Genomic DNA, 26,097 nt, shown 5'->3' with positions numbered 1-26,097 from the left:
TACTCGACGGAAGGCAGGAACATGACCCTCGTCACCGTGCTCATCCTGGTCGCTGCCCTCGCCCTCATCGCCCTGCTCGCACTGGCCCCGTCGGTGCCGGCCCGGCTCAATGCCTTTCCCGGGCGCCGTCGCCGCCCGAGCCACCGGCGCGGCCGTCAGGTCCGGTTGAGCAAGATCCCCGGCCAGCGCAATGTCCACCACCACGCGGGCTGACCCGGGGCGGCGGCGCGCGCGCCGGCTCAGCGCGGGCGGCCCGCGCTGCGGGGTGGTTCAGTCGCCGCCCCCCGGCGTGGGCCGCACCTCGAACCCGCTGAGCTGCTCCGGCGCCTCTTCCCGGGCCTGCACGCCCCGCACCTCGGCGGCCGGCGGCCCCGTGTGCGCCCAGCCCACCATCTGCGCGACGGCTCCTTCCTCCCCCTCGAAGACCGCCTCGACCTCGCCGCCCGGCAGATTGCGCACCCACCCGGACACTCCGCGCTCCAGGGCCTGATTGCGACAGGTGTCCCGGAAGAAGACCCCCTGGACCCGTCCGGACACGATCACGTGCTTGCGTACCATGCCCCGACCATAAGGCCCGGCAGACCCTCACCGAGCGCGACAAGGCGATGATGCTCGGTGACCCGGGTGCGCCCGCTGCGGCCCCGCAGGGCACCCTGGGGGTATGGCCAGGGCCAACGAGGACGTCGAGGCGCTGCTCCAGGAGTACGCCGACCTCATCGCGATCACGGGCGGGGACGCCTTCAAGGCCCGCGCGTACGAGAAGGCCGCCCGGGCCATCGGCGGCCACCCCGCCGATATCGCCCAGCTCGACGCCAAGGGCCTGCGCGAGATCCCGAACGTGGGCAGGTCGATCGCCGACAAGATCGTGGAATACCTGCACACCGGCCATGTGCCCGACATCGAAACGACCAGGGCCGCCATCCCGGCCGGCGTGCGCGAGCTCATCAGGATCCCGGGGCTGGGGCCCCGCAAGGCGATGGTCCTCTACCAGGAGCTCGGGATCTCCTCCGTGGAAGCGCTGCAGACCGCCATCGAGGAGGAGCAGCTGCGCGATCTGAAGGGCTTCGGGGAGCGCACCGAGGAGAACATCCTGCACGGTATCTCCCTGCTCCAGAAGGCCGGAAGCCGCATCCTGCTCGGCGCCGCGATGGACATCGCCGAGCAGATCGTCGCCGACATGTCGCGGATCCCGGGCTGCGTACGGTGCACGTACGCGGGCTCGCTGCGCCGGATGCGGGAGACGATCGGCGACATCGACATCCTGGTGGCCGCCGACCGGTCCGCGCCGTTCATGACGGCCCTGGCCGAGCTCCCTTACACGGGCGAGGTCATCGCGCACGGCGCGAAGAAGACCTCCGTCCGGACCACCACGGGCCTCCAGGTCGACCTGCGCGTCCTGCCGCCGGCCTCGTGGGGCGCGGGACTCCAGTACTTCACCGGCTCCAAGGGGCACAACATCCGCACCCGGGCGCTCGCGGTACGCCAGGGGCTCAAGCTGTCCGAGTACGGGCTCTTCGACGCCGAAAGCGGCGAGAACCTCGCCTCGGAGACGGAGGAGGAGATCTACGCCCGGCTCGGCCTGCCCTGGATCCCGCCGCCGCTGCGCGAGGACCGCGGGGAGATCGCGGCCGCCCTCCAGGACGAACTGCCCGCGTTGTTGACGGAACGGGACCTCCGGGGCGACCTGCACACGCACACGGACCTCACGGACGGTCTCGCCTCCCTGGAGGACATGATCACCGCCGCTGCGGCGCGCGGCTACGCCTACTACGCGGTCACCGACCACGCTCCCGACCTCGCGATGCAGCGGATGACGCGGGAGAAGATCCTCGCGCAGCGTGAGCAGGTGCGCGCACTGGACCGCACCATGCACGGGATGCGGCTGCTGCACGGCACGGAACTCAACATCGGCCCCGAGGGCGGCCTGGACTGGCCCGACGACTTCCTCGCCGGGTTCGACCTCTGCGTCGCCTCCGTGCACTCCCACTTCAACCAGAGCAGGCAGGACATGACCCGGCGCATCATCCGGGCATGCGAGAACCCGTACGTCGCGGTCATCGGCCATCCCACCACCCGGCGCATCGGCAAACGCCCGGGCGTGGACGCCGACTTCGACGCGGTGTTCGAAGCCTGCGCGCGCACGGGCACGGCGCTGGAGATCAACGCCCACCCGGAGCGGCTCGACCTGTGCGACGAGGACATCCTGCGGGCGCGACAGTACGGCGTGAAGTTCGTCGTGAACTCGGACGCGCACGCCACGACGCATCTGCCGTACGTCCGCTACGGGGTGGGCACGGCGCAGCGCGGATGGCTGACGAAGGAGGACGTGGTCAACACCTGGCCCTGGACCCGGCTCCGCCGTTTCCTCGGGGCCCACAGGCCGTAGGCCTGTCGTCCCGTCCCGTGCTGCGCCGTGCCGTGCCGTGCCGTGTCGTGCCGTGTCGTGCCGTGTCGTAGCCGCCGTCCGGGGCGGTCGCGGGCCGATAGTGGGTGCCGTGAGCAGCGAGTCGGAGGAAGGCGGTCCGGTGCACGGCACCGACTGGACCGGGCGGGACGGGGCGCAGGCCTTCGCGGCGGTGGAGGCGGCCACCGACTGGCTCCTGGGGTATCCCTTCGTGTTCGAGGCGGTGGCCCGCGGGATCGGCGGGCACGGTGTGCTCGTGGACTACGGGTGCGGGCCGGGCCGGGTGGCCGACCGCGCGGCGCGCCTGCTCGGGGTGCGGGTACTCGGGGTGGACACCTCGCCCGAGATGCTGGACCTGGCCCGGGGCTCGGGGACGGCGGTGGCCGGGTACCACCTCGTCGTGGACGGCCGGGTGGCCGACCTGCCGGACGGGTGCGCGGATGCGGTGATGTGCAATCACGTGCTCGCCTCGCTGCCGGACGAGGAGGCGGTGCTCGCGGTGTTCGGCGAGATCCGCCGGCTGCTGCGGGTCGGGGGGCCGCTCGTGCTGCTGACCACGGACCCCGCATGCACCGGCGTGGAGTACGCCTCCTTGCGGGTGGACACCGCGGACGCCCCGTACGGGCCGGGCGAGGAGATGACCGTACGGCTGCGGCGTACCGACGGATCCTGGCAGGAGGTCCGCAACCACGCCTGGCCCGTCCACGTACTGCCGGCCCTGCTGGAGCGCGCCGGTTTCGGCGAGGTCGTCCAGCACCGGCCGACCGTGGAGGAAGCGCTCGCCCTCACCGGCCCGGTCCTCGTGCAGAGCCGCGCGTGGGCCGGGGAGCGGGCACGGCCTCCGCTGGTGGTCACCTCGGCCGTTGCGGTGGAGCCCGGGCACGCGGTGCCGGGGTGAGGGACGTCGAACGCTTCACCCGTACGTGGGAGGTCTCGGCCGGCAGGGGATACGACACCGCGTGGGGGGAGTTCCACGGGGACCGGCTGCGCGCCCGTGGACGGGCCTTCGCGCTGGAGGGCGGCCCGTACTGGGTCGGCTACACGCTCGACACCGGACCCGGCTGGGTCACGCGCTCGCTCCGCGTCAGCGTCGAAGGCCCGGGCCACTCGGCCCGCGAGCTCGACCTCGTGCGCGGTGACGACGGGCGGTGGACGGTCGACGGGCAGGTGCGGAGCGAGTTCGACGGAGCCCTCGACTGCGATCTCGGGCTGTGCCCGATGACCAACACCATGCCCGTCCGGCGCCACGGACTGCACCTGCGCGAAGGGGAAGGTGCACCCCGGGAGTTCCTCATGGCCTGGGTGTCGGTGCCCGAGCTCACCGTGCTCCCCTCCACGCAGACCTACACCCCCCTGGGCGGCCGCCGGGTCCGCTACGCCTCCGGCACGTTCCGCAGCGACATCGCCTTCGACGCCGCCGGACTCGTCCGCGACTACCCCGGCCTCGCCACCGGGCTGTCGGGCTCCGACGGCTGAAGGATCAGGACGGCTCGCTCGCGGAGGTGGCCACCGACCACTACCGCCGCTTCCGCGAGGACGTGGCGCTGATGGCCGGGCTGGGCGTCGGCGCCTACCGGTTCTCGGTCTCGTGGTCACGCGTCGCGCCGGAGGCGACCGGCTCGTCGACGAGCTGTGCGCCCGCGGTATCGCCCGGTGCCCACGCTCTTCCACTGGGACACCCTGCTCGCCCTCGAAGAGCAGGGCGGCCGGCTCCGGCGCGACACGGAGGTACATCACCGAGAACGGGTGCTCGTACGGGGACGGCCCCGACCCCGCCACCGGACGGGTGGCCGATGCGCGCCGGATCGCGTACACGACGGCCATCTGCGCGCCCTGCACCAGGCGATGGCGCAGGGGGTGGACGTCCGGGGCTGCTTCACCTGGTCGATCCTCGACGACTTCGAGGGGGCTGAGGGCCATCAGCAGCGATTCGGGCTGGTCCACGTCGACTACGAGACGCTGGAGCGGACCCCGAAGGAGCGGGTGGCTCGGCGTCTCGCCGGTGGGCGGGGTCCTGGCCGGCGCGGCGCTGGCCACGGCCGCGGGTGGACTCACCGCCGGCTATGTGGCCTGCGCGGCCTTCACGGTCCTCACCGCCCTGCCGTACGTCCTGATCGGGCGCGACAGCCGCCTGTCCCCCGCCGACCGGCCCGCCCTGCGCCGGCGCACCTTACTGGCCGGCTTCTGGATCGACCCGCGTCGCCACCCCGACTTCGGCCGGGCGTGGCTGACCGGTTCCTGATGAACCTGTCGTACCGGCGTACTGATCCTGACCGCGCTCAACGCGCTCACCCTCCTGTCCACAGTGGTGGTCGGCGGAAGGCGGTCGGACCGTACGGGCCGCCGAAAGGTGTACGTCATCGCGTCGGGGCTGGTCATCACGGCGGGGACCCTGCTGCCGGCGGTCTGGCAGACCTGGACGGGGGCGGTCACCGCCTCGCTCGTCCTCGGCGCCGGCTCCGGTGATCGCCGCGCCGGTGGTCACCCACCTCGGCGGATACACCGCCCCGTACGCGCCGGCCGGGGCCCTCGCCCTGGCCGGGTCGGTTCTGGTCCGCCGCATCCGCGGCGTGCCCTGACCGGCGGCGTCCCCTGACCGGCGGGGCGCCCTGCCGGAGGGGGCGCCGTAGGCCGGACGACGACCGGCCGGGTGCCACCGGAGGGATCCGGTGGCATCCGCCGGTGCGGATGTGTCAGTCGTTGACGCAGATGGTGCCCCCGGCCGGGTTCAGCGCCCCGACGACGCTGACGCTGTTCCCGCAGATGTTGATCGGGATGTGGATCGGGACCTGGACCACGTTGCCCGAGAGCACGCCCGGCGAACCGACGGCGACACCGTGCGCCTCGCTGTCGGCGACAGCGGCCCCGGCCCCGCCCAGCGTCGCGGCGACGACCAGACACGCTGCAGCGGCGACGGTACGGATCTTCATGAAGGTCTCCCATCGAGTGAGGGTGTTCGACCTCATTCCACAGCAGACCCGACCAGAGCTGGACTATTCACCCGGTCGTGGGCGGTGCGCGCGTCCACCTGGCGGGACCGAATGTGCAGAGAACCGGTCTTTTCCGGAAAACAGCAATCCCTTGAGCGTTCTGTCCCGTATTGCATGTGGAAGTCTCTCCAGGAGGGAAATCTCATGGCGATCTTCAGTCATCTGACCCCGGCAAAGCACCGTCGCCGCAACAGGAGGAACACGGAGGACCGGCACGACAACACTGGCACCAACCACCGTCGCCGCCGTCGTCACAGCAACAACACCGGTCACGGCCGCCACGGCCACGGCTGCTAACCGCATGGGACGGCCGAGCGGCCCCCGCTGGGGGTCCGCTCGGCCGGCATGCGGTGAAGGGATGCGTCCATGAGGCGGGTGTCATGGCAGGTCCTGCGACGGCTGTTGTCGGTGGCGGACGACCCCGACGCGGTCGTGGCCGCTGCGCCCCAAGTCTCTCCGCGCGCAGCCTTCCGACGTTTTTGGCCCTATACGCGTGGTGGTCGGCGCTGGCTGGCGCCGATCCTCTTGTTCAGCCTGATCGGCCCCGTCCTGGACGCGGCTGAGATCTGGCTGTTCAAGGTCGTGGTGGACGAGGTCCTCGTTCCGCGCGATCTGGGCCCCTTCCTCTGGATCGCACTCGCCTACCTGGGGTTCGTCCTGTGCTCCGGCATTCTGGGGTTCGCCGACGACGTGTTGTCCACCTGGGTCAGCGAGCGCTTCGTGCTGTCGCTCCGCTCGGACGTGTTCCGCCACGTGCAGAGGCTCTCGCTCGGCTTCTTCGAGCGCCGGCGGCTGGGCGACGTACTGTCCCGCATCACGGGCGATGTCGACGCGGTCGAGACGTTTCTGCTCTCGGGCGTGGCCAACGCCCTGTACGACGTGGTGCGGTTGGGCGTCTTCCTGGGCCTGCTGTTCTACCTCCGGTGGGACCTGACCCTCCTCGCGCTCGTCATCGTGCCGCTCTTCTGGTGGGCGGCCCGCCACTTCTCCCGGCTGATCAAGGCCGCCTCGCGCGAACGACGCCGGCGCAGCGGCTCGATCAGCGCCATCGCCGAGGAGTCGCTCGGCAACATCGCGCTGGTGCAGGCGTACAACCGCCAGGAGTGGGAGGGACGCCGCTTCGACCGGGAGAGCACCGGCAAGTTCCGCGCGTCCATGACCTCGGCACGGATCCGCGCGGTCTACGGCCCGATCGTCGAGGTCGTCGAAGTCACCGGCGCCCTGGCGGTGATGGGGCTGGGCACGTGGAAACTCGCCCAAGGACAGCTGACCCTGGGCGGCCTGCTGGTCTTCCTCGCCCTGCTGAGCAAGCTCTACAGCCCCGTCCGCGGCCTGTCGCAGCTGGCCGCCACCTTCTACGCGGCGTCCGCCTCCGCCGAGCGGATCATCGAACTCCTCGATCAGCAGCCGCAGGTCGCCGAGGCGCCCGATGCCCGGCCCATCGGGCGCGCCCGCGGCGAGGTCGAGTTCCGCGGCGTGAGCTTCCGCTACCCGGGGACGTCCCGGTGGGCGCTGAGCGACGTGTCCTTCCATGTCGCAGCCGGCACGACGGTCGCCCTGGTCGGGGCGAGCGGCGCCGGGAAGTCCACGCTCGGAAAGCTGCAACTGCGCTTCTACGACCCGGATCAGGGCGCCGTCCTCCTCGACGGCACGGACCTGAGGGAGCTGCGCCTGGCCGAGCTGCGCGAGAACGTCGCGGTGGTGCTCCAGGAAACCCTCGTCTTCCACGGCACGGTACGGGAGAACATCGCCTACGGCCGTCCCGGTGCGAGCGAGGCGGAGATCGTCGCCGCAGCCCGCGCCGCCGACGCGCACGAGTTCGTCCAGCTGCTGCCCCAGGGCTACGACACCGTCGTGGGCCAGCGCGGCCGCACGCTCTCCGGCGGGCAGGCCCAGCGCCTCGCCATCGCCCGGGCGATGATCAGGGACGCGCCCGTCCTGCTCCTGGACGAACCGACGACGGGGCTGGACACCCAGTCGGCCCGCCGGATCATGGAACCGCTGCGCCGGCTGATGGCCGGACGGACCACCCTGGTCATCTCCCACAACCTGCTCACCGTCCGCGACGCCACGTCCACCGTGGTGCTGGAGCACGGGCGGGTCGTCGAGCAGGGCACGCACGAGGAACTGCTGCGGCTCGACGGGACGTACGCACGGCTCCACCGGGTTAACGGGTCCGCCCCGGCCGGCCCCACGGAGGGCAAGGTCCTCTCATGAACACTGCCACCAAGGCCCCGCCGGTCCCGCCCCTCGCACCCGGAACCCGTCCCGCCCCGGGTTACGAGGTGCTGGCGCACCTGGACCGGACCGGCTGGCTCGACCTCTACGACGTCTGGAGCGAGGAGCGGGCCTGCCGGTGCGTGCTGAAGGTGCTGCGGCCCGACCGCAGGCACGAGGAACCGCTGCGCGACCGGCTGCTGCGCGAGGGCCGTTGGCTCCAGGACTTCACCCACCCGCACGTGGTCCGCGCGTACGAGACCTTCGAGTCGCCCGAGCCGCTCGTGGTGCTGGAGACGCTCACGGGGGAAACGCTGTCCCACCTCGTCGACCGGCTGTCCCGGCGGCCGTCCGCACAGGACGTGGCCCTTCTGGGTCTCCAGCTGTGCTCGGCGGTGCACTACCTGCACGGCCGCGGGCTGCTGCACCTGGACCTGAAGCCGTCCAACGTGGTCGTCGACTGCGGGCACGCGAAGGTCCTCGACCTCAGCGTCGCCCGGGCGCCCGGCACCGCCCCGGCCGGCGTCGGCACCTTCTGCTACCTGGCCCCGGAGCAGGCGCGCGGCGGCCCGTTGTCCGCCGCTGCCGACGTGTGGGGCATGGGGATCACGCTGTACGAGCTCGCCACCGGCGGCCTGCCGTTCGACTGCGACCCCTTCATCGGCAGCGAGATGACGTCGGCGACGGCGAGCAGTGGCAGCGCGGGCACGGACGGCCTGGAGGATCTGGCGGACCTGGAGGACTATCCGCAGCTGGCAGGGGCTGCTGCGCCGGTCGGCTCGCGGCGCCGGGGGCTTCCCGCCGAGCTCGCCGCGGCCATCGACAGCTGTCTGCGCCCCGAGCCGGCCGCCCGGCCGACGACGACGGAGCTGGCCGCCGCCCTCGACGCGGTCCTCCCCCCGGACCGCCGCCGCACGGCCGTGGCCATGGCCGACTGACGCGCTGCGGACCCCGCCTGTCCCGGTACGGCTCCGAGCCGGGTACGGCGCACGGGAGCCGGCTCGCGCAGGTCGCCACGGAACACGCAAGGGGCCCCGACGGCGTCAGTCGGGCGACAGCTCCACCAGCCTGGCCGAAGCGGCGTCGGCTGCCCGGCGGGCCTGTTTCACCGCCCGTTCCAGGTCCCGTACCCGGGCCGCGGACTGCGCCGCCGCCTCGCGCGCGCCGCGTTGGGCGGCCCGGGCCTCGCGCAGTCGGCGTTCCGCTTCGGCGAGGTGTTCGTCGGCCCGGGCCACGGCCTCCTCGTGCCGCTGCTGCTCCTCGACGGCCGCGCGCAGTTCCCCGTCCCGGGCGGCGGCCTCGCTGCGGGTGTCCTCGGCCGCCTGCCGGGCGCGTTCGAGTCGGCCCCGGCGGCGGGCGTCCGCGCGTCCGGGAGCGGGTGTCCCGGACGGCGGTGCCGGTGTGGGCGGGGCGGGGGCCTGCTCCGTCCGGGACCCGCCATCCACCGGCGGGAGGCCGGTGAAGCCGACCGGGGGCTCCAGTGCCTTGGCGAGGCGGCCCGAGGCCCACTGCTCGGCGGCCTCGGGATCGGCGAGCGCGGCGTGCAGCGTCTGCTCCACCTCCCGCAGGACGCTGTCGCTGACCGTCTGCCCTGCCTCGCCGGCCAGCTGCCGGGCGGTCCGGGCCAGCTCGGAGACCACCACGTGCTGCTGGTGCGACAGCTCGCGCAGCTGCGGGCCGTGCAGCGTCCGGTGGGCCTCGCGCAGGGCCCGGCCGAGCTCCAGCAGCGCGGCCGCCTCCTGGGGCCGCTCCCGGACGAGGAGGTTCGAGACGTACGCGGCGAGCGTGGGCCGTCGCAGGCCCGCGATCCTCTTCGCCGCCTGCTTGTCCCCGGCCTTCCGGGCCCGGGCGACCTGCTCGTCCCGGGCCTCGGTGAACCGTTCCGGGGGCAGCCCGTACACCTGCGCGCTGACCGCTTCCACATCCACGTCCGCATCCACAGCACCCACCATCGGGCACCGCCCGGCGTCCGGGGCGGAACACGCCGGGCCGCCCCGGCCACCGGAACCGGATGCGCTGCGGGAGCACGGTCCTCGGCATGCGGGGTGACGGGATCACCGGCAGGCTGGAGGAATGAGCAAGGCGATCACGGGCCGGTCGCCCGCTGAGGCGCGGACGGGGGCGGGCCGTGGAATGGGATGAGGTGCTGGCGCTCCTCGAAGCCCCCGGAGAGCGGCTGCCGCTGTTGTCCCGGGGCGAGGCGGCCGCGCTGATCGCGCTCCTGGGCGAGGTGGATCTGACCTCCGGGTCCCCCGTGTCCATGGGGTTGCGCGAGCTCCAGGTACGCATCGCGGCCCGCGTCGGCACCCCGGAGGGCCATTAGGGCCTGTGTGATGTCGTGATCAGTTCCTGGGTTCTGCCCCCTTCTCAGGGTGGAACCCGGTAGGAGTGTGGTCGTGACGCGCCGACAACTCGCCCATGCCCAGCGGAAGTTCATCGAGCCGTACTTGCCGATCGGTTGGTACGGCCCGTCCCCGAGCGGTTACGGGAGCAGTTCGAGGGGGTGATCTGGCGGTTCAGTGCCAGTGCCAGTGCCAGTGGCGGGAGATGCCCGCCGAGTTCGGCCCGTGGGCGACCGCCTACGGACGCTTCCGCGTCTGGCGGGACGCCGGTGTTTTCTCCGCTCTGCTCGAAGGCCTCATCGCCGAGGCGGCCCGCGTAGGAAGAACGGACCTGTCGCTGGTCAGCGTGGATCCACAACGGTCCGCGCCCACCACGACGCCGCAGGGACGCGCGTCAGCAAGCACCTCATGGAGGCTCTGGAAGAAGCCGCGTAGGAGCAGGAAGCGGCCCGACAAAAAGGGGCGGACCGGAGGAGCAGAACGGACAGGCCGAGCGTCGGCCCGTCCGACGTAGGCGCGAGCTCCGCCTGAACGAAGCCCTGCTCGGCAGGTCCCGTGGCGGACTGACCAGCAAGATTCATCTCGCCGCGGACCGCAGGCCGGGGACAGCCCGCAGTTCATCCCCGTGCTGGCGAGGGCGAGAGTCCGTCTGCCTGTCGGCCGTCCCCGCACCAGGCCCGGCGCGGTCGCCGGGGACAAGGCCGGCCAGCACGACCGTGGGTCGGGTTCTGGGCCTGCCTTTGGACCTGGCCACCCGGACGGAGGCCATACCTGCGTGAACGCAGGTGCGTCACCGGCCTGGCCGGGCGTGATGACGAAGGCCGGCGGGCGACGGTACCGTTCCAGCCGCCCGCGCGTGACACCCCACCGAACGCCCTCCGCAGTCGAGGCCCGGGTCTGTGACCTGCGCCGGAGCCGCAAGTTCGGCCCTGCCCGGATCGGACCGGTAGACAGCTCCCACCACACCGGAGGTCTTCGCCATGTTCAAGGCCCGCCGAGTGTCAACAACGCCCGTGATCAACACCTAGAGCGCGTCCTGCGTCGGCGGACCTGCGGTCTCGGGTCGAGCGTCGTCACGATCGATACCGTCAACGTCTGCCCTTGCCTCCCGCCTCTCGGGGGCTCCGGACCCCCTCGCACGCCGGTCAGCTGCCGGCGGTGCGGCGGTCACGGTCGATGGCGAATGCCTCCGCGGTGTTCATCGCGGTGGTGTCGATCTCGCCGCCGAGGGCGTACACACAGGTGTCCTTGGCGTACCGGCGGTCGCTGTCGAGTTCCTTGGGGCAGGGAGCCGCTGCCGCAGCCAGGAAGTCGCGGGGCGTCGGCAGCGACGGCAGGGTCGCCCACCTGTTCGTGACAGGGCTGTACTCCTCCACCGTGCCCAGGACCTCCGTAAAGTTGCGGCCGCCGATGGCGTAGACGCAAGTGTCTTTCGCCCTCTCGGTGCACGGTGCCGCCGTCCCCGCCAGGAAGCCGCGGGGAACCGACAACGAGGGCAGGGCCACCCACCGGTTGGCGGCGGGGCTGTACGCCTCGACCGTGTCCAGGACCGCGACTCCGTTGAACCCGCCGGCGGCGTACACGCACGTACCGCGCAGGCCCTCGACGCCCTTCGGGCACGGCGCGGCCGCCCCCGCCAGGGTCCCGCGGGGCGTAGGCAGCGGGGGGAGGGTCGCCCACCGGTTGGTGGCAGGGCTGTATGCCTCGACCGCGCCCGTGTAGCCGGCTTCGGTCAGGCCGCCGATGGCGTACACGCAGATGCCGCGCAGGCCCTCGACGTCCTTCGGGCACGGCGCGGCCGCCCCCGCCAGGCTCCGGCGGGGAGTCGGCAGCGAGGGCAGGGACTCCCACTCGTCGAGGGCCGGACGGTACACCTCCACCGTGTCCAGGAAGCCGGACTCCAGGTTGGACCCGCCGATGGCGTACACGCAGCCGCCCTTGGCGGGCCCGCGGTCGCCGTCGCGCTCCTGAGGGCAGGGCGCCGCCACGCCGGCCAGCCGGTCGCGGGCGGTGGGCAGCGGGGACAAGGTCTGCCATTCGTTCAAGGCTGGGCGGTACGCCTCCACCGTGTTGAGGACGGTGAGACCGGGCGAGTGCGTACTCCCGCCGAAGGTGTACACGCAGGTCTCCTTCGCGTGCGCCCGGGTGTCGTCCGACTCATCGGGACAGGGCGCGCTGGCGCCCGCCAGAGCCGCGCGGGCGGTCGGTACCGGGGGCAGGGTGAGCCATGCGTCCTGAGCGTTGGCCGCAGTGGCCGTCAGGGCGAGCAGCGGCGCGAGCGCGGTGACGGTGAGCCACCGGTGCAGCGAGCGCCGGCGTGACGGTTTTCGGCTGCCCGTCATCGAGTCCGGCCCTGGACCGGCCGGGACGCCGCGACAACGTCGCAGCAGGACCTCCGCAGCGCTCTTCCGCCGGCCGGGCTGGTTACTGCTCCCCATCGGATACCTCTTTCGCGGCACGCCGGTGCTGTGCGCTGCGGCGTGAAATCAGAGCTTCGTGGCATCTATATCCGGACCTCGGTGAGTACCCGTCACCGACGCCGCCGAACGGTGCAGACCACACCCACGCGCAGCAGCGGCCTCACCTGCCCGCCGTGACACGCGTACCCGCAGGTCTCGCGGCTCGTCGACCAGCACGGTCAGCGGCGCGTTCTGATCGGCACCTTCCAGACGGCGGTGCTGCAAGACCGCCGGGTCATCCGTCGGGCGCAGCCGGCCGAGGCCCTGTCCGCTCTGCAGTGGCGCCCAGGACGCACACAGTGCCCACAAGAAGATGGGCGCGAGAGGCGCCCGGCCCGGGTGGATCGACGACCTACTGAAGATCCCTGAATGATCACGACACCACGCAGACCCCAAGGGCCTGATCCGCAGGACAGGCCCCGGGGTGTCCGCCGCCGATCTGCTGAACCCTGGGGCCCGCAGGCGTCGCCGGCCCGCCGGGCGGGCACTGAGCACGGGTGAGACCTGACGTCCTGCGCGCCCCGGCGGGAAACCGCGCCGCTTCCCGCCGGGCGCTGCTCGCCGGCTCGGTCGGCAACCTCGTCGAGTGGTACGAGTTCGGCGTCTACGGCTGCTTCGCCACGGTCATCGCCGCCAACTTCTTCACCCCTGCCGGTTCCGGCGCGGCGCCCGGGGCCGAGGCGCTCGTGGCGACGTACGCCTCGTTCGCGCTCGCGTTCTTCTTCCGGCCGCTGGGCGCCGTGGTGTTCGGGCGGCTCGGCGACCGGTTTGGGCGACGGGCCACCCTCGTCCTGGTGGTCGGCCTGATGACGTTCGCCACGACGATGATCGGGCTCCTGCCCACCCGCGCTGCCATCGGCGCGGCCGCCCCCTGGCTGCTGACCCTCCTGCGGATCCTGCAAGGGCTCTCGGCGGGCGGTGAATTCGGCGGCGCCGTCTCCCTGATGACGGAGTACGCACCGGTGGGACGGCGGGGCCTCTACGGTGCGTGGCAGTCGTTCACCGTCGCTCTCGGGCTGCTCACCGGGGCCGGCACGGCCGCCTGCCTGGCCTCGGTGCTGCCCGCCGGGGCGCTGCACGCATGGGGATGGCGGATCCCGTTCCTGCTGGCCCTGCCACTCGGCGCGGTGGCGCTGTGGCTGCGTACGGCGCTGGAGGAGCCGCCCGCGGCTTCTGCCGGTGGTGCCTCCCCGGCCGCCCCCCGGGCCGCTCCCCCACCGCCGGATCCTGCCGAGCCGAACCGGCCCGGCGAGCTCGGCCGGGCCGTCGTGCTCGGGATCGGGCGGGTCATGGGCTGGTGTGCGGCCGGGTACACCTTCCTCGTGGTCCTGCCGTCGTACCTGCAGGCCACGCTGGGCACCTCCGTGCGGGAGGCCCTGCTGGTCACGGCCGTCGCCCAGCTGGGGTTCGCGGCTTCGATCCTGCCCGCCGGGATGCTGAGCGACCGGATCGGGCGGCGCCCGGTGATGCTGGGCGGGGCGCTCTGCGTGGTCGTGCTCGCCTTCCCGCTGCTCCAGCTGATCCGGTCCCCCGGCGGGTCCCCCTGGCTGCGGGCCGGGGCGGTCCTGCTCGCGGGCGCGGTGGTCGGCCTGATGGCCGGGCCGGGCCCTGCGATGCTGGCGGAGATGTTCCCCCGGCGGGTCCGCTGCACCGGGCTCGGAGTGGCCTACGCCCTGGCCAACGCGGTGTTCTCCGGCTGCGCCGGACTCGTCATCACCGCGTTGACCGCCCGGACGGGAAACACCGGCATTCCGGCGTACTACGCCGCCGGCGCCTGCGCCGTCAGCTGTCTCGCGCTGCTCACCCTGGGCGGCCACGACCACCGGGAGCCGTTGCGATGAGAGTGATCGGTCTGATGTCCGGGACCTCGTACGACGCCGTCGACGCCGCGGCCGCCGATCTCGATCTGTCCGCCGAGGACGGCACGCTCCACCTGACCCCGCTGGGCATGGTCAGCGAGCCCTACCCGCAGGACGTACGGGCGGCTCTCGCCGCGGCCCTGCCGCCCGCCGCCACCACCCTGGCCGACGTGTGCCGCCTCGACACCCGGATCGGACAGGCCTTTGCGGCCGTGGCCGCCCGCGCCGACCGGGAACTGTGCGCGGGGCGGGCCGAGTTGGTGGCCTCGCACGGGCAGACGGTGTACCACTGGGTCGAGGGCGGCCGGGTGCACGGCACGCTCCAACTGGGCGAGCCGGCATGGATCGCCGAGCACACCGGCTGCCCGGTGGTGTCCGGCTTCCGGCCGCGCGACGTCACCGCGGGCGGGCAGGGCGCACCGCTGGTCAGCCTGGTCGACCTGATGTTGCTGCGGGGGCGTCCCGGCGTTCCGGCCGCCCTCAACATCGGGGGGATCGCCAACGTCACCGTGGCGGGCGGCGGTGCTCCGGTCGCCTTCGACACCGGTCCGGGCAACGCGCTGATCGATGCCGCGGTGCGGGAACTGACCGGCGGGCGCCGCGCGTACGACGAGGACGGCGCCCTGGCCGCCGCCGGGCAGGTCGAGGAGGCGCTGCTGGAGCGGCTGCTGGCGGATCCGTACTACCGGATGCCCGTTCCCCGGACGACGGGCAAGGAACTGTTCCACACGGGCTATCTGCACGAGCGGCTGGCGGGGTTCCGTGAGCTGCGGCCCCAGGACCTGATCGCCACGCTGACCCGGCTGACCGCGCGGACCGTGGCCGCGGCGGTGCTCCCGTACGGGGTGACGGAGGTCTTCGCCTCGGGCGGCGGCGTCCGCAATCCGGCACTGATGGCGATGCTGGGCGAGGAGGTGGCGGGCACCGCCGTGGTGCGGGGGTCGCACGAGTTGGGGCTGCCCGCCGAGGCGAAGGAGGCCTACGCCTTCGCCGTGCTGGGCCACCTCACCCTGCACGGCCTCCCGGGGAACGCCCCGGCGTGCACCGGTGCGGCGGGACCGCGGATCCTCGGCTCCCTCACGCCCGGCAGCCGCCCGCTGCGCCTGCCGGAGCGTCCGGTCCGCGTGCCGCACAGGCTGGCCGTACGGGCGGCCCCGGCCTGACGTGCGGCGGGGCCCTCCGGACGCCCTGCGCTCAGTGGCCCGGCGTCCAGAGTTCCGCGAGCTGTGCGGCCTCCCGGTCGAGGTCCCGCCAGGCTCCGGTCACCGTCAGCACGGCGACGGACGCGGTGGGGAACGACGTGCGCAGGACGCGCACCCGGTCCTTGGGGCCGCCGCCGCACAGGCCGTCCGCCAGCTGGTGGATGGCGGGGTTGTGACCCACCAGCAGCAGGCCGGTCAGGTCGTCGGTGCTCTCCCGTACGACGTCCAGCAGGCCGTCGGCGTCGGCGTCGTAGAGCCTGTCCTCGTAGCGCGTCGGCGGTGGCGTGGGCCAGTGCGCCTGCATCAACTGCCAGGTCTGGCGGGTGCGGCGGGCCGAGGAGCACAGGGCCAGGTCGACGGCGAAGCCCGACTGCGCCAGCCATGCGCCGGCCTTGGGCGCGTCGTGGCGGCCCCGGTCCGCGAGACCGCGGTCGAAGTCCTCGGCGGCGTCCTTGGGTACGGCCTTCGCGTGCCGGACCAGGACGATCCGGCGCTCGGCTTCGGGCATGATCCACCCCTCTCACGACTCTTCCCACGGTGGCACGCCTGCCCGCCGTCCGCACGGCCAACGCGGCATTGAACAAAGTACGAGCACCGTCGGCGCTTCGTTCGGGCCCTGGCTCCTGCCCCGAGCGGCGTCAGGCGCCCTTGACGGCGAACGGACCGCCGTCGCCGAATACCTGTTCCAGGAAGCGCTCGCCGATCAGGCGGTGGCCGGCCGAGTCCGGGTGCAGGCCGTCGGGCAGCGGCACCTCGGCGAAGTCCCGCTCCCCGTAGAGCGAACGGCCGTCCAGGTAGTACAGGTGGGGGTCCTCGGCCGCCCGCTGCTCCGTGATGCGCGCGAGCTCGTCCCGGATGACGGTGAGGGTGAGCCGGGTGCGGTCCGACGCGTCACCGAGGGCCCGGAACCGCAGCCCCCCGTCCGAGAAGTCCGGCGCGAGGGGCCCCGGGGTCTCCTCGTGCAGGGGGCACAGGACGGGGGAGACGACCAGCAGCGGTGCGGTCGGATGTCCGTCGCGGAGGGTGTCGAGGAAGCCGTGCACCGCCGGGGCGAAGGCGCGCCGTCGCATCAGGTCGGTGTTGACCAGGTTGATGCCGATCTTGACGCTCAACACGTCCGCTGCGGTGTCCCGCATCGCGCGCGCCGTGAACGGGTCGAGCAGGGCGTTGCCGCCCAGGCCCAGGTTGATCAGCTCCACCCCGGCCCGGATCGCGGCCAGCGCCGGCCAGGTCGCCGTCGGGCTCTCGGCCGCGGAGCCATGGCTGATCGAACTGCCGTGGTGCAGCCACACCCGGCGGCCCGCGGTCGGGACGGCCTCGACCGGGGCGTCGGTGCGCAGGGCGATGAGCTCCGTGGTCTCCCCGTGCGGCAGCCAGATCTGGAGCTCCTTCAGCTCCCCGGACAGGCCGGTGAAGCGGACGGTGCCGGCCGGGCCGGGCCGTACCTCCGCCGCCCCGGTGGCCATGTCGAGCGTGCGGGTGTTGCCGCCGGACACCCGGGCCTGTCCGGCCGGCAGGCCGTCGACCAGGAGGTCGTAGACCCCGTCCACGGGGGCCGCCATCCCCTGGTAGAGCGTCTTCGTCGGGAGCACGTCCAGCTCGACTGCGGTGGCCCGGCTCCGGAAGGACAGCCGCACACCGGAGGGTTGGGACTCGACCATGGCCAGCTGGGCGTCGGGGAACTGGCGTCGGGCCCGGGCGGGCAGCCGGTGCGGCAGCAGTCCGTGCTCCGTGCGCTCCAGGTCGAGCGCACCGTGCAGGATGCGGGTGTCGATGGGGGTGGTGATCCAGTCAGTCACGTGACGACCTTACGTGCGGCCTCGGTGCGGTCATGGACTGGCCGCCGATGTCTGCCGCCTCCGCGAGTTGGTCCTGCCACCACGCCTGTGCCTGCCGGGCGTTCATCGCGGCCCAGGCGGGTGTCCGCTCCACCTGGGCCCGGCCGAGCCTGCGGGCCAGGGCGACGAGCTCCCGTCCCGCGGTGGCCCGTGCCGTCCGGTAGGCGTTCAGCAGCTCGTCCCAACAGGCCGCTGCCCGCCAGGCGGCCTCGAAGGCACTGGCGTCCTGGAGGGCCTTGGCCGCCCCGCTGGTGGTGTGCGGGCGCGCCACGACGGCCGCGTCACCCGCCAGCAGGAAGCGTCCGGCCGTGGTGTGCGCGCTCTCCAGGTCGTAGATGGGCTGGACGTAGGTGTGCTCCGCATCCGTCAACGCGATGACGCGGGCCCAGTACGGCGGGAACCTGCGGTCCAGCAACTCGGCCAGCGCACCGGCGAGTTCGGCCGTCACCTGGCCGGGCGGGAAGCTGGTGGGATCGTCCAGCCGCAGCCGCCCGGTCTGCGGGGGCATCGCGTACAGGACCCAGTTCACCCGGGGGCCGTCCGGTCCGGGGATCCGGTAGATGACGCAACTGCCGCCCGGGAAGCAGACGGTGGTCACCGCGTCGCCGGGGAAACCCGTCCCGCCGGTCTCCGCCAGCCGCCGGGCGTCGAAGTTCCCGCGCCAGCAGACGTACCCGGCGTACTCGGGGCGCGAGGTGCGGCAGACCGTCTCCCGTACGACCGAGCGGTACCCGTCGGCGCCGACGGCCAGGTCGTACTGCTCGGCCACCCCGTCCGCGAGGCGCAGCTCGGCACGGTCGCCGACGGCGGCCGCCCCGGTCACCGTCACGCCCTGGCGGTAGACGACCGACGCGGGCGTCGCCTCCCGTAACCCGCGCCAGAGCAGCCCCCAGTGGTACGAGTGGAAGGGGAAGGGCTGCTCCCAGAACGTCCGCCCGTCCGGGCCGGCGGCGTCGTCGCGGACCACCCACCGGCGCCGGGTCAGCCGGTGGGCGGCGATACCCGCGGGCAGGGCGCCGGTCGCGGCGAGTTCGGCGGCCCGCTCGTCGTGGACGCACAGCCCCAGTCCCCGGTCGGCGAGCCGCCCGCGGGTGCGCTCCAGCACCACCACCTCGTCCGCGCCCGCGCGCGCCGCCGCCGAGGCGAACGCACATCCGGCAATGCTCCCGCCGACCACCGCGACCGTACCGCCTTGCATGGCTGCTCCCTCGACTCGCCGGTCCCCCGCTCCGGTCCCCTGCCGCGATCGGAGGGGGCCGCTTACGGGGACTCTCCGGCAGGCAGGGGGGATTCGGCAAGGGAGCCGGGCCCGACCGGCTGCCCGTCAGGCCCGTCAACTCGTCAGCCCGTCAGGCCGTCAGCGCGGCCGATACGACGCCCTGGGCCTCCTCCTGGACCCGGCTCAGGTGCTCGGGGCCGAGGAAGGACTCGGCGTAGATCTTGTAGACGTCCTCCGTGCCCGAGGGGCGCGCGGCGAACCAGGCGTTCTCGGTGGCCACCTTGATGCCCCCGATGGCGGCGCCGTTCCCGGGGGCCTCCGTCAGCACCGCGGTGACCGCCTCGCCCGCCAGGGTGTCGGCCGTGACCTGCTCGGACGAGAGGCGGGCGAGGACGGCCTTCTCCTCCCGGGTGGCCGGGGCGTCGACGCGGGCGTACGCCGGTTCGCCGAAGCGGGCCGTGAGGCCGGCGTACCGTTCGCTCGGGGTCTGCCCGGTCACGGCCGTCATCTCCGAGGCCAGCAGGGCGAGGAGGATGCCGTCCTTGTCGGTGGTCCAGACCGAGCCGTCGCGGCGCAGGAACGAGGCCCCGGCGGACTCCTCGCCACCGAAGCCGAGGGTGCCGGCGGCCAGCCCGTCCACGAACCACTTGAAACCGACCGGAACCTCCACCAGTTCGCGGCCGAGGTCGGCGGCCACCCGGTCGATCATTCCCGACGACACCAGCGTCTTGCCGACCCCCGCACCGGCCGGCCACCGGTCGCGGTGCCGGTAGAGGTAGTCGATGGCGGTGGCCAGGTAGTGGTTCGGGTTCATCAAGCCGCCGTCCGGGGTCACGATGCCGTGCCGGTCGGCGTCCGCGTCGTTGCCGGTGGCGATCCGGAAGCGGTCGCGGCCCTCGATCAGCGAGGCCATCGCGTACGGGGAGGAGCAGTCCATCCGGATCTTGCCGTCCCAGTCCAGGGTCATGAACCTCCAGGTGGGGTCGGTGTGCGGGTTGACCACGGTCAGGTCGAGGCGGTGCTCCTCGGCGATGCGCCCCCAGTAGGCCACGGAGGCCCCGCCGAGCGGATCGACCCCGATGCGCACACCTGCGGCGCGTACGGCGTCCAGGTCGAGCACGGACGGCAGGTCGCGCACATAGCTGCCGAGGAAGTCGTACGTCCCCGTGGTCGGCGCCGCCATCGCCCGCGTGTACGGCAGCCGCCGTACGTCCTTCAGCCCGCCCGTGATGATCTCGTTGGCGCGCTCCTGGATCCAGCCGGTCGCCTCGGAGCCCGCGGGGCCGCCGTGGGGCGGGTTGTACTTGAAACCGCCGTCCGCCGGCGGGTTGTGCGAGGGGGTGACCACCACACCGTCCGCGCGTGCCGAGGTGCGGCCGCGGTTGTGCGCGAGGATGGCGTGCGAGACCGCGGGCGTGGGGGTGTAGCCCTGGGCCGAGTCCACCAGCACGGTGACCCCGTTGGCCGCGAAGACCTCCAGGGCGGTCACCCGGGCGGGTTCGGAGAGCGCGTGGGTGTCCACGCCCAGGAACAGCGGGCCGTCGGTCCCCTGCTGGGCCCGGTACTCGCAGATCGCCTGGCTGGTCGCCGCGATGTGGTCCTCGTTGAAGGCGGTGGCCAGGGAGGACCCGCGGTGCCCCGAGGTGCCGAAGGCGACGCGCTGGGCGGGGTCCGCCGGGTCGGGGTGCAAGGCGTAGTACGCGGTCACGAGCCGGGCGACATCGATCAGATCGTCCGGGCGCGCCTGCTGTCCCGCTCGTTCGTTCGGCATCCGCCGGCTCCTCCGTGAGGTCGAAGAGATCAACCAGGTCATTGTGTCGTCCCGCCGTCCGCGCCGCACCGGCACCCCACCCGTGGGTGCGTGAGAAGATCCTTCCGCTTCGCCGTACGCGGTGTACGCGGTGTGCGCCGACCGCGGCGGTGGAGGGCGTCGGCGCGGTCCTGCTGCGCAGGCCGGCGTGCGGCCCGCCGGGACGCCGACGTCCGCGGGCCTCAGCGCAGGAGCCAGCCGCGGGTCAGTTCCAGGACCTCGGCGCGGCTGCGGGTTCCGTGGTCCGCGGCCACGAAGTGGTTGCCGATGCGCAGGGAGACGGCGAGCATGCAGCGCACTTCCACGTCGTCCTCGTCCGCGCAGAAGGTGCGGAACAGCGAGCGCAGGTACTCCATGCGCCGGTTGTCCACGCGCCGGAGCCGCTCCGCGACGCCCTCGTCGCGCCGGGCCCAGTCGCGGACGGCCAGGTCGGCGGTGATGCCGGTGATCGGCCCGCCGCCGGACGAGGCGATCCGGATGAGCCGCTCCAGTTTGGCCCTGGCGTCTCCGCCGCCGCTCTCGACGCGCTCGATCACGGCCTCGGTGACCTCGTGTTCCCAGGCGTCGAGCATTTCGGTGAGCAGGGCACCCCGGTTGCCGAAGTACCCGTAGAAGCCGCCCTTGCTGACGCCCAGTGCCTGCGCGAGGACCTCGATCCGGACGGCCTCGGGGCCGCCCTCGGCGAGCGCGCGCAGGCCCTCCTCGATCCACTTCGCACGCGGCGTACGGGCCACGGCCATGGTGCGTCTCCCCTCGCAGCTCACATCCGTACGGAATCGTACAGATGCAGCCGCCCGGATCCGTACGGCACCGTACAGACAGGGTGCCTCGTCCTCCGGAGAGGCGCTGCCCGCTCCGTGTGCGGTGGGCCGTCGCACGCCGTGGCGGCGACGGCCCCCTGCGCAGCCGAGGTCGCGCTACGCCGTCGGGGTCAGGACGCTGCCCCCGGTGACGATGAGCGCGAGGAGGACGGCGGCCGCTTCGCTCTGCAGGATGCGGGCGGCCTGCTTCAGGCGGTGCGGGTCCGGGGCGGGCATCGACAGGGCGACACACTCCGCGTTCGGGCCCGCCGTGATGGGCACCGCCGCGCACACCGTGCCGATGGCGTACTCCTGGAGGTCGAGGAGCGGAGCGTTGGGCAGGCGCACGTCGAGCTGGTGGAACAGGGCCCGTTCGCTGGTGAGGGTGTGGGGGGTGAACCGCTCCATCCGGTGCCGCGCCAGGTGGTCCCTGCGGTCCCCGTCCTCCAGCTGTGTCAGCAGAGCCTTGCCGACCGCGGAGGCGTGCGCGGCCGCGCGGAAGTCCACCCATTCCTCGACGAGCGGCGCGGTGGGGGAATCCGCGTACTGGGTGATGGCGACCTCGCCGTCCGTGTAGCGGGCGACGTAGACCGCGGCGCCGACCGCGTCCCGCACCCAGGCCAGGGCCTGCCGCAGCCGGCCCGGGCCGTCGTCCCCGGCGCCCGCGGTCAGTGCCAGGGCCGTGCCCGCGACGTAGGCGCCGGGACCGGCCGGGCGGGCCAGGTTCGCCCGTACCAGCCGCTCCATCACCCGTGCCAGGACGAGTTGGGGCAGCCCGGTCCGGCGGGCGATCTGCGTGAGGCTCACGCCGCCGGAGTACCGGTTGACGAGCTCCAGGACGCGCAGGGCCTGGTGTACGGACTCCAGGGCGCCCGAGGCCGGCCGGGGCCGGGGGGTGCGGCAGTCGGTGGGACGGGGGTGGGTCGGCCCGGGGGCCGGGGAGGTGGAGCCGTTCGCCTCGTCCGCCAGGTGCGCGCCGCCGAGCTGCGCGTGGCGGGCGATGGCGGCAGCTAACTGGGGGCCGGGGGTGAAGACCTCCCCCAGGTCCGGGTCCTCCCGCGGGACGAGCGAGGCGACGGCCCTGCGCAGCCGGGGGGCGAGCCGGTAGCGGGCGCCGCCCAGACAACCGGGCGCGGTGAGGGCGGTGAGGTCCTGGGTGGTGATGGGCGGGGAGGTCCAGATGACCGAAGCCGCCAGGGCCCCTTCGAGGTTGTCCGGGATCGCCGGCAGGGCGGGCAGGCCGTCGTCCGCGGGCAGGCTCTGCACCTGGCGCTTCCAGTGGCGAGCCGTGGTGACCTCGGCGCGGGCCAGGTGGTGGAGGTAGAGGCACTGGGCGGCGGCGCGGGATCCGGCGCCGGCCGCGTACTGGAACCAGAACTGTGCGCCGTCCATACGCCCGGCCAGGTGCAGCAGGCACCCGAACATCAGGGCCGACCACGGGCTGTGGGGCCAGGCCTGCCGCTCCAGGGCGAGTTCGGCGAAGGCCCTGCTCTCCACCAGGTGGCCGGTCACGGCGTCCAGCGCACAGGCGGCCCGTACGTGGCAGGAGGCGTCCATGACGAGGTGGTCGGCCATCCCCTGCGCCCCGCCGCGGCCCTCGGCCCGGGAGCGGTCGGCAGCGACGCGGCGGGCGATCCGGCGCCGGGCAGCGTACTCGTCGTACCCGGCGAACTCCTCCGACAGCACCTGTGCCTCCTTCAGCGCGGTGTCCAGATCGAACGGCACGGCGTCGCGATCGCGTGTCATGTCGCTCACTGGTCCTTCTCCTCTCCGGGAGCCCAGGCCACGCCGAGTTTTCGGGAGAGGATCCGGCGTGCGCCGCGGATGTGCGAGCGGACCGTGGCGGGGGAGATGCCCATCATCCGGGCGACGGTGTCGTAGTCGTTGCCCAGCAGGAAGGTCAGCAACACCACGTCGTAGTGGCGCTCGGACAGTTCCGAGATCGCCGCGTACAGGCCGAGCTTGGACTCCAGCAGTTCCAGCCGTTCCCGCGAGGAGCGGCGCAGGGCCGCGAACCAGGCCGTCTCCACCATGGCCACGGGCCGGCTGAGGGCGGTGAGGCGCCGTTCGACGTGCTCGCGCAGGACCGCCCACGCGAAGCCGTTCAGGCTGGCTTGGCTGAGGGCGTGCGACCAGACCTTCAGGAGGAAGGTGAAGGCGTCGTCGACGACGTCCTCGGCGTCCCTGGCGGCACCGAGCTGGAGGTGGGCGTAGCGCAGGTAGGCACGGTGGTGCTGGGAGTGGAACGCCGTGAAGTCCACCGGCAGGACTCCCGCCAGTTCACTGGAGACCGCCCGGTCGCCCGATGGGTCGAAATCGCCCTCGTTCATGCCTTCCCCCGGGGCTGGGCGCCGCCGGCCCGGGGCGCGGCGTGGACCGTGGCGTGTGCCTGGCCCTGAACCGGGGCCTGGACCTGGACCTGGACCGCGGTGGCGGCTAACAGCACAGGGGCGACTCTCTCGACAGCGTTCACGTGGGTGCGAGGCCTTCCGGTGAGATGTGCGGGTGAGGGCTGGGCCTGCCCCCGGTCCGGCAGCCGCGCATCACCGAGGGTTCCCCTGCTTCTCACCCCATCGGAGAAGGCGCCCGTTTGTGCACGCCGGTCCCGCAAAATTTCCGGGCAGCTGGCGCATGGGCCTCCCCGCGCGCCCTTTCACACCCGCGTACGCCCTCTGCCGTCCCGGCGCACCGCGCCCGCGTACGCCCTCTTGCCGGCCCGCTCGGCGCAGGCCCGGCCGCCACCCGGGCATGCGCGTGCCGACCGGGCGGGCCGCCCGGTCGGCACGGCTGCTGCTACAGCGGGCGCCGCTGCGCGGACAGGGTGAGGAAGAGCACCCAGGGCTGGTCGGCGAGGATTTCGACGTCCCGGCGGGAGAGCGTGGCGGTCAGGATGGTACGGCCGGCGTCGTCGCCGTCGACGCCGCATCCCCGCAGCTGCTCCCGCTGCGCTTCCGAGAGCGGTCCGGTCAGGCGTACGGACACCGGGAGTTCGCGCACCTGCGCATCCCGGCCCTCGGCGTCGACGGCCATCGCGAGGGAGGCGTCGAGTTTCCCGTAGTCCATGGCGGTCCGCCGATCGTCACAGGTGGGTGGCCTTGAGGAGGCCGTGGCCCCACTTGGGGTGGAAGGCTCCGGGTGTGCCGCCGGGAATGGCGGCGTTCGACCGCAGCAGGTCAAGGAACTTCCGGGGATCGCAGCCCGGGTCGCGTTGCAGCAGGAGTGCGGCCACACCCGCGATGAAGGGCGTGGCCATGCTGGTGCCCTGGAGGGCCACATGGCCGGGGCCGGTGATGAAGGCGCGGGGAAGGTCGCGGGCGTCCCTCGACAGGGCCGAGATGATCATCGCGCCGGGGGCGGTGATGTCCGGCTTCGGCGCACCGCTGCGCAGGGGTCCCTCGCTGCTGAAGCTCGCGATGTCGTCGAGGACCAGCCCCGGCATCTCGACGTCGTCGCCGTCGACGTTGCGCCACTCCTTGCGCGTGGTGAAGGCGGCGACGGTGATCGCTGCGGCGGCGCAGCCGGGCGAACCGATCTTGATGGCGTCGTGCACGGCGGGCCCGCTGAACTGCGGCTGTGTGCGGGCCTCGGGGCGGCCGAGGATCCATGCGTCCACCTCGACCGGCCCGCCGGTGCCGGACGCCGTACGCAGCAGCAGCCGCCAGGGACCCGCTGCGGGGCCCGTCGGCTCGACGACGGCGACGAAGTTGTGGTCGTGGTTGGCCGGGTCGGGACCGGGCGTGACGATCTGGACCCTGCCTTCCGGCAGGTCGAAGGTGTGCACGGGCGAGCCGGAGGTCTTCACGGGCTGGAACGCGGTCGTGGCTCCCGAGGGCGAGGCCATGGCGATGTCGAGCCGGTCGCCGCCCGGGTACCAGCCGTTGATCCAGAACACGTCGGAGGCGCCCGCCAGGCTGCCCGGGTGGCAGGGGATCGAGCGGACCGCGCCTTCCTTGACCTGGAACCGCGCGTGGAGGTCGTCGTCGCCCTCGTTGCCCGCCGCGCAGCACACGATCCGGCCCGGACCCGATTCCTCCTCGATGGCGAGGGACATCGGGTCGGTGCCGTCGTGGGCGTCGAAGTGCCCGCCGAGGCTGAGATTGACCACCGCCGGCAGGCCGAGGTCGCGCGCCACCCGGAAGACGTACTGGATGCCGTCGATGATGTGCGCGTCCTGGAAGTCGGTCTTGACCATGACGATGCGCGCTCTCGGGGCCACCCCCTCGCTGCCCGCGGCGATGCCGGTGACGTGGGTGCCGTGGCCGTCCGTGTCCCGGGACAGGGTGGCCATCGTCATCCCGGCATTCGTGAACTCCGCGCCGTACCGGCCTTCCGGCACGCCCGTGCCGCCCAGCATCGTCTGGTCCCAGATCCGCTCGATCCGTCCGGTGAAGGCCGGGTGGAGCGGGTCGATACCGCTGTCGACGACACCGATGACCACGTCCTCGCCACTGAGGTGGTGTTCCGTCCGGAACTGGGGCACCTCGACCTTGTCCTGTGCGAGGTTCAGGTACGGGCGCAGCCGGGTGGCGGGGACGATGCGCCGGATGCCCGGATGCATGGAGAGCCGCTGCAGTTCGTCCAGCGGGACGATGGCGGTACGCACCCTGCGTCCGCCCTGGTTGAGTTCGATCCCGTCTCCCAGGCTGCCGTCCAGCACGGCGTCGGGTTCGCACTCAAGCGAAACGATCACCCGGACCGGCTTGGCCTCCTCGTGTACCGAGACCAGTCCGAGGAGGTCGGCGTGTGGCTGCAGGGGCGCTCTCGTGCGGTTCGCCTGCTGATACCGGTCGTAGGTCGCCGCCAGGGCGGGGGCCAGCTTGGTGTAGTCCATGAGTCTTCCCCTCGGAGCGCATCGGGGGCCTGGTGCGGCCCACAGCTCTCCACCCTCGGCCGGGGGCCGCCGGCCCGCACGGCGGGGTCGGCCAGACGGACCCCGGCTTCCCCGTACGGGCCCGGC

The 26,097-nt window shown here is 73.1% G+C and carries 23 protein-coding genes and 4 pseudogenes; 14 read left to right on the top strand and 13 right to left on the bottom strand.

All coding sequences use genetic code 11. From position 1 onward, the window contains the following. Positions 1–21 precede the first annotated feature (21 nt). The gene (locus AB0B01_RS15385; RefSeq protein WP_361718035.1) at positions 22–213 is read left to right on the top strand and encodes a hypothetical protein; all 192 of its coding nucleotides are present in this window, start codon (positions 22–24) and stop codon (positions 211–213) included. 57 nt (positions 214–270) lie between these two features. Here the strand turns inward: AB0B01_RS15385 and AB0B01_RS15380 are convergent, their stop codons facing one another. Then, positions 271–558, bottom strand: a complete 288-nt coding sequence (locus tag AB0B01_RS15380; protein ID WP_361718032.1) for an acylphosphatase — start codon at positions 556–558, stop codon at positions 271–273. Positions 559–661: 103 nt separating this feature from the next. On the opposite strand from AB0B01_RS15380, the gene polX reads away from it, so the two are divergent. From polX to AB0B01_RS15350, 6 genes and pseudogenes are all read left to right on the top strand, one after another. Next, the gene (polX, locus tag AB0B01_RS15375) at positions 662–2,386 is read left to right on the top strand and encodes a DNA polymerase/3'-5' exonuclease PolX (protein ID WP_361718029.1); all 1,725 of its coding nucleotides are present in this window, start codon (positions 662–664) and stop codon (positions 2,384–2,386) included. Positions 2,387–2,495: 109 nt separating this feature from the next. Then, on the top strand, positions 2,496–3,302 hold the full coding sequence (locus AB0B01_RS15370) for a class I SAM-dependent methyltransferase (protein ID WP_361718026.1): 807 nt from the start codon (positions 2,496–2,498) through the stop codon (positions 3,300–3,302). Then, complete coding sequence (locus tag AB0B01_RS15365) at positions 3,299–3,880, top strand: putative glycolipid-binding domain-containing protein (protein ID WP_361718023.1); 582 nt, start codon at positions 3,299–3,301, stop codon at positions 3,878–3,880. The genes AB0B01_RS15370 and AB0B01_RS15365 overlap by 4 nt, the downstream gene beginning before the upstream one ends. 26 nt (positions 3,881–3,906) lie before the next feature. Continuing rightward, a pseudogene (locus AB0B01_RS15360) lies at positions 3,907–3,966 on the top strand (hypothetical protein); the annotation flags it as partial. Positions 3,967–4,136: 170 nt separating this feature from the next. Next, a pseudogene (locus tag AB0B01_RS15355) lies at positions 4,137–4,381 on the top strand (family 1 glycosylhydrolase); the annotation flags it as partial. A 25-nt stretch (positions 4,382–4,406) separates the two neighbouring features. Continuing rightward, entirely contained in the window at positions 4,407–4,646 is a 240-nt protein-coding gene (locus tag AB0B01_RS15350; RefSeq protein WP_361718201.1) for a hypothetical protein, read from the top strand. Between the two features lie 451 nt (positions 4,647–5,097). Here AB0B01_RS15350 and AB0B01_RS15345 read toward each other — a convergent pair whose 3' ends face one another. Further along, the gene (locus AB0B01_RS15345; RefSeq protein ID WP_361718020.1) at positions 5,098–5,334 is read right to left on the bottom strand and encodes a chaplin; all 237 of its coding nucleotides are present in this window, start codon (positions 5,332–5,334) and stop codon (positions 5,098–5,100) included. Between the two features lie 585 nt (positions 5,335–5,919). On the opposite strand from AB0B01_RS15345, the gene AB0B01_RS15340 reads away from it, so the two are divergent. Then, positions 5,920–7,611, top strand: coding sequence for an ABC transporter ATP-binding protein (locus AB0B01_RS15340; protein ID WP_361718017.1), 1,692 nt, complete (start codon positions 5,920–5,922; stop codon positions 7,609–7,611). Beyond that, positions 7,608–8,549 carry a serine/threonine-protein kinase gene (locus tag AB0B01_RS15335; RefSeq protein ID WP_361718014.1) on the top strand — a complete coding sequence of 314 codons (942 nt, stop codon included), beginning with the start codon at positions 7,608–7,610 and terminating at the stop codon, positions 8,547–8,549. The genes AB0B01_RS15340 and AB0B01_RS15335 overlap by 4 nt, the downstream gene beginning before the upstream one ends. A 105-nt stretch (positions 8,550–8,654) precedes the next feature. Here the strand turns inward: AB0B01_RS15335 and AB0B01_RS15330 are convergent, their stop codons facing one another. After that, complete coding sequence (locus tag AB0B01_RS15330; RefSeq protein WP_361718011.1) at positions 8,655–9,539, bottom strand: hypothetical protein; 885 nt, start codon at positions 9,537–9,539, stop codon at positions 8,655–8,657. 200 nt (positions 9,540–9,739) lie between these two features. Between AB0B01_RS15330 and AB0B01_RS15325 the strand changes: the two genes are divergently transcribed. The 3 genes and pseudogenes from AB0B01_RS15325 to AB0B01_RS15315 form a co-directional block, all read left to right on the top strand. Then, positions 9,740–9,934 carry a hypothetical protein gene (locus AB0B01_RS15325; protein ID WP_361718008.1) on the top strand — a complete coding sequence of 65 codons (195 nt, stop codon included), beginning with the start codon at positions 9,740–9,742 and terminating at the stop codon, positions 9,932–9,934. 73 nt (positions 9,935–10,007) lie between these two features. Continuing rightward, positions 10,008–10,656, top strand: a pseudogene (locus AB0B01_RS15320) (transposase); the annotation flags it as partial. Between the two features lie 135 nt (positions 10,657–10,791). Next, positions 10,792–10,902, top strand: a pseudogene (locus AB0B01_RS15315) (IS481 family transposase); the annotation flags it as partial. A 196-nt stretch (positions 10,903–11,098) separates the two neighbouring features. Here AB0B01_RS15315 and AB0B01_RS15310 read toward each other — a convergent pair. Further along, positions 11,099–12,295: a kelch repeat-containing protein gene (locus tag AB0B01_RS15310; protein WP_361718005.1), complete on the bottom strand. Its 1,197-nt coding sequence runs from the start codon at positions 12,293–12,295 to the stop codon at positions 11,099–11,101. Positions 12,296–12,909: 614 nt separating this feature from the next. Here AB0B01_RS15310 and AB0B01_RS15305 point away from each other — a divergent pair. Further along, the gene (locus AB0B01_RS15305) at positions 12,910–14,253 is read left to right on the top strand and encodes an MFS transporter (RefSeq protein ID WP_361718002.1); all 1,344 of its coding nucleotides are present in this window, start codon (positions 12,910–12,912) and stop codon (positions 14,251–14,253) included. Continuing rightward, positions 14,250–15,434: an anhydro-N-acetylmuramic acid kinase gene (locus tag AB0B01_RS15300; RefSeq protein ID WP_361717999.1), complete on the top strand. Its 1,185-nt coding sequence runs from the start codon at positions 14,250–14,252 to the stop codon at positions 15,432–15,434. Before AB0B01_RS15305 ends, AB0B01_RS15300 begins: the two co-directional genes overlap by 4 nt. A gap of 31 nt (positions 15,435–15,465) precedes the next feature. Here AB0B01_RS15300 and AB0B01_RS15295 read toward each other — a convergent pair whose 3' ends face one another. The 9 genes from AB0B01_RS15295 to AB0B01_RS15255 form a co-directional block, all read right to left on the bottom strand. Further along, positions 15,466–15,981 carry a histidine phosphatase family protein gene (locus AB0B01_RS15295; protein WP_361717996.1) on the bottom strand — a complete coding sequence of 172 codons (516 nt, stop codon included), beginning with the start codon at positions 15,979–15,981 and terminating at the stop codon, positions 15,466–15,468. A gap of 130 nt (positions 15,982–16,111) precedes the next feature. After that, positions 16,112–17,272: a GDSL-type esterase/lipase family protein gene (locus AB0B01_RS15290; RefSeq protein WP_361717993.1), complete on the bottom strand. Its 1,161-nt coding sequence runs from the start codon at positions 17,270–17,272 to the stop codon at positions 16,112–16,114. Further along, entirely contained in the window at positions 17,265–18,509 is a 1,245-nt protein-coding gene (locus AB0B01_RS15285; protein WP_361717990.1) for a monooxygenase, read from the bottom strand. The genes AB0B01_RS15290 and AB0B01_RS15285 overlap by 8 nt, the downstream gene beginning before the upstream one ends. 151 nt (positions 18,510–18,660) lie before the next feature. After that, a complete protein-coding gene (gene pgm / locus AB0B01_RS15280; RefSeq protein WP_361717987.1) occupies positions 18,661–20,301 on the bottom strand; it encodes a phosphoglucomutase (alpha-D-glucose-1,6-bisphosphate-dependent) in 1,641 nt (546 codons plus the stop codon). 221 nt (positions 20,302–20,522) lie between these two features. Then, positions 20,523–21,080 carry a TetR/AcrR family transcriptional regulator gene (locus AB0B01_RS15275; protein ID WP_361717984.1) on the bottom strand — a complete coding sequence of 186 codons (558 nt, stop codon included), beginning with the start codon at positions 21,078–21,080 and terminating at the stop codon, positions 20,523–20,525. A 177-nt stretch (positions 21,081–21,257) separates the two neighbouring features. Beyond that, complete coding sequence (locus AB0B01_RS15270; RefSeq protein WP_361718189.1) at positions 21,258–22,007, bottom strand: IclR family transcriptional regulator C-terminal domain-containing protein; 750 nt, start codon at positions 22,005–22,007, stop codon at positions 21,258–21,260. An 884-nt stretch (positions 22,008–22,891) separates the two neighbouring features. Next, complete coding sequence (locus AB0B01_RS15265) at positions 22,892–23,470, bottom strand: sigma-70 family RNA polymerase sigma factor (protein ID WP_361717981.1); 579 nt, start codon at positions 23,468–23,470, stop codon at positions 22,892–22,894. A 463-nt stretch (positions 23,471–23,933) separates the two neighbouring features. After that, positions 23,934–24,203 carry a hypothetical protein gene (locus AB0B01_RS15260; protein ID WP_361717978.1) on the bottom strand — a complete coding sequence of 90 codons (270 nt, stop codon included), beginning with the start codon at positions 24,201–24,203 and terminating at the stop codon, positions 23,934–23,936. A 16-nt stretch (positions 24,204–24,219) separates the two neighbouring features. After that, positions 24,220–25,971: a S8 family serine peptidase gene (locus AB0B01_RS15255; protein WP_361717975.1), complete on the bottom strand. Its 1,752-nt coding sequence runs from the start codon at positions 25,969–25,971 to the stop codon at positions 24,220–24,222. Positions 25,972–26,097 lie beyond the last annotated feature (126 nt).

It is taken from the genome of Streptomyces sp. NPDC044571 (assembly GCF_040647115.1).
Lineage (GTDB): Bacteria > Actinomycetota > Actinomycetes > Streptomycetales > Streptomycetaceae > Streptomyces.
The sequence above is the reverse complement of the archived record's forward strand: the minus strand, read 5'-3'. Positions and strand labels throughout refer to the sequence as shown.

What these genes read in the sequence shown, in the direction of transcription:
- AB0B01_RS15310 (WP_361718005.1), bottom strand. Translation starts at nt 12,295, where the DNA reads ATGACGGGCAGCCGAAAACCGTCACGCCGGCGCTCGCTGCACCGGTGG.
- AB0B01_RS15275 (WP_361717984.1), bottom strand. Translation starts at nt 21,080, where the DNA reads ATGGCCGTGGCCCGTACGCCGCGTGCGAAGTGGATCGAGGAGGGCCTG.
- AB0B01_RS15255 (WP_361717975.1), bottom strand. Translation starts at nt 25,971, where the DNA reads ATGGACTACACCAAGCTGGCCCCCGCCCTGGCGGCGACCTACGACCGG.
- AB0B01_RS15260 (WP_361717978.1), bottom strand. Translation starts at nt 24,203, where the DNA reads ATGGACTACGGGAAACTCGACGCCTCCCTCGCGATGGCCGTCGACGCC.
- pgm (WP_361717987.1), bottom strand. Translation starts at nt 20,301, where the DNA reads ATGCCGAACGAACGAGCGGGACAGCAGGCGCGCCCGGACGATCTGATC.
- AB0B01_RS15380 (WP_361718032.1), bottom strand. Translation starts at nt 558, where the DNA reads ATGGTACGCAAGCACGTGATCGTGTCCGGACGGGTCCAGGGGGTCTTC.
- AB0B01_RS15300 (WP_361717999.1), top strand. Translation starts at nt 14,250, where the DNA reads ATGAGAGTGATCGGTCTGATGTCCGGGACCTCGTACGACGCCGTCGAC.
- polX (WP_361718029.1), top strand. Translation starts at nt 662, where the DNA reads ATGGCCAGGGCCAACGAGGACGTCGAGGCGCTGCTCCAGGAGTACGCC.
- AB0B01_RS15295 (WP_361717996.1), bottom strand. Translation starts at nt 15,981, where the DNA reads ATGCCCGAAGCCGAGCGCCGGATCGTCCTGGTCCGGCACGCGAAGGCC.
- AB0B01_RS15345 (WP_361718020.1), bottom strand. Translation starts at nt 5,334, where the DNA reads ATGAAGATCCGTACCGTCGCCGCTGCAGCGTGTCTGGTCGTCGCCGCG.
- AB0B01_RS15385 (WP_361718035.1), top strand. Translation starts at nt 22, where the DNA reads ATGACCCTCGTCACCGTGCTCATCCTGGTCGCTGCCCTCGCCCTCATC.
- AB0B01_RS15335 (WP_361718014.1), top strand. Translation starts at nt 7,608, where the DNA reads ATGAACACTGCCACCAAGGCCCCGCCGGTCCCGCCCCTCGCACCCGGA.
- AB0B01_RS15265 (WP_361717981.1), bottom strand. Translation starts at nt 23,470, where the DNA reads ATGAACGAGGGCGATTTCGACCCATCGGGCGACCGGGCGGTCTCCAGT.
- AB0B01_RS15285 (WP_361717990.1), bottom strand. Translation starts at nt 18,509, where the DNA reads ATGCAAGGCGGTACGGTCGCGGTGGTCGGCGGGAGCATTGCCGGATGT.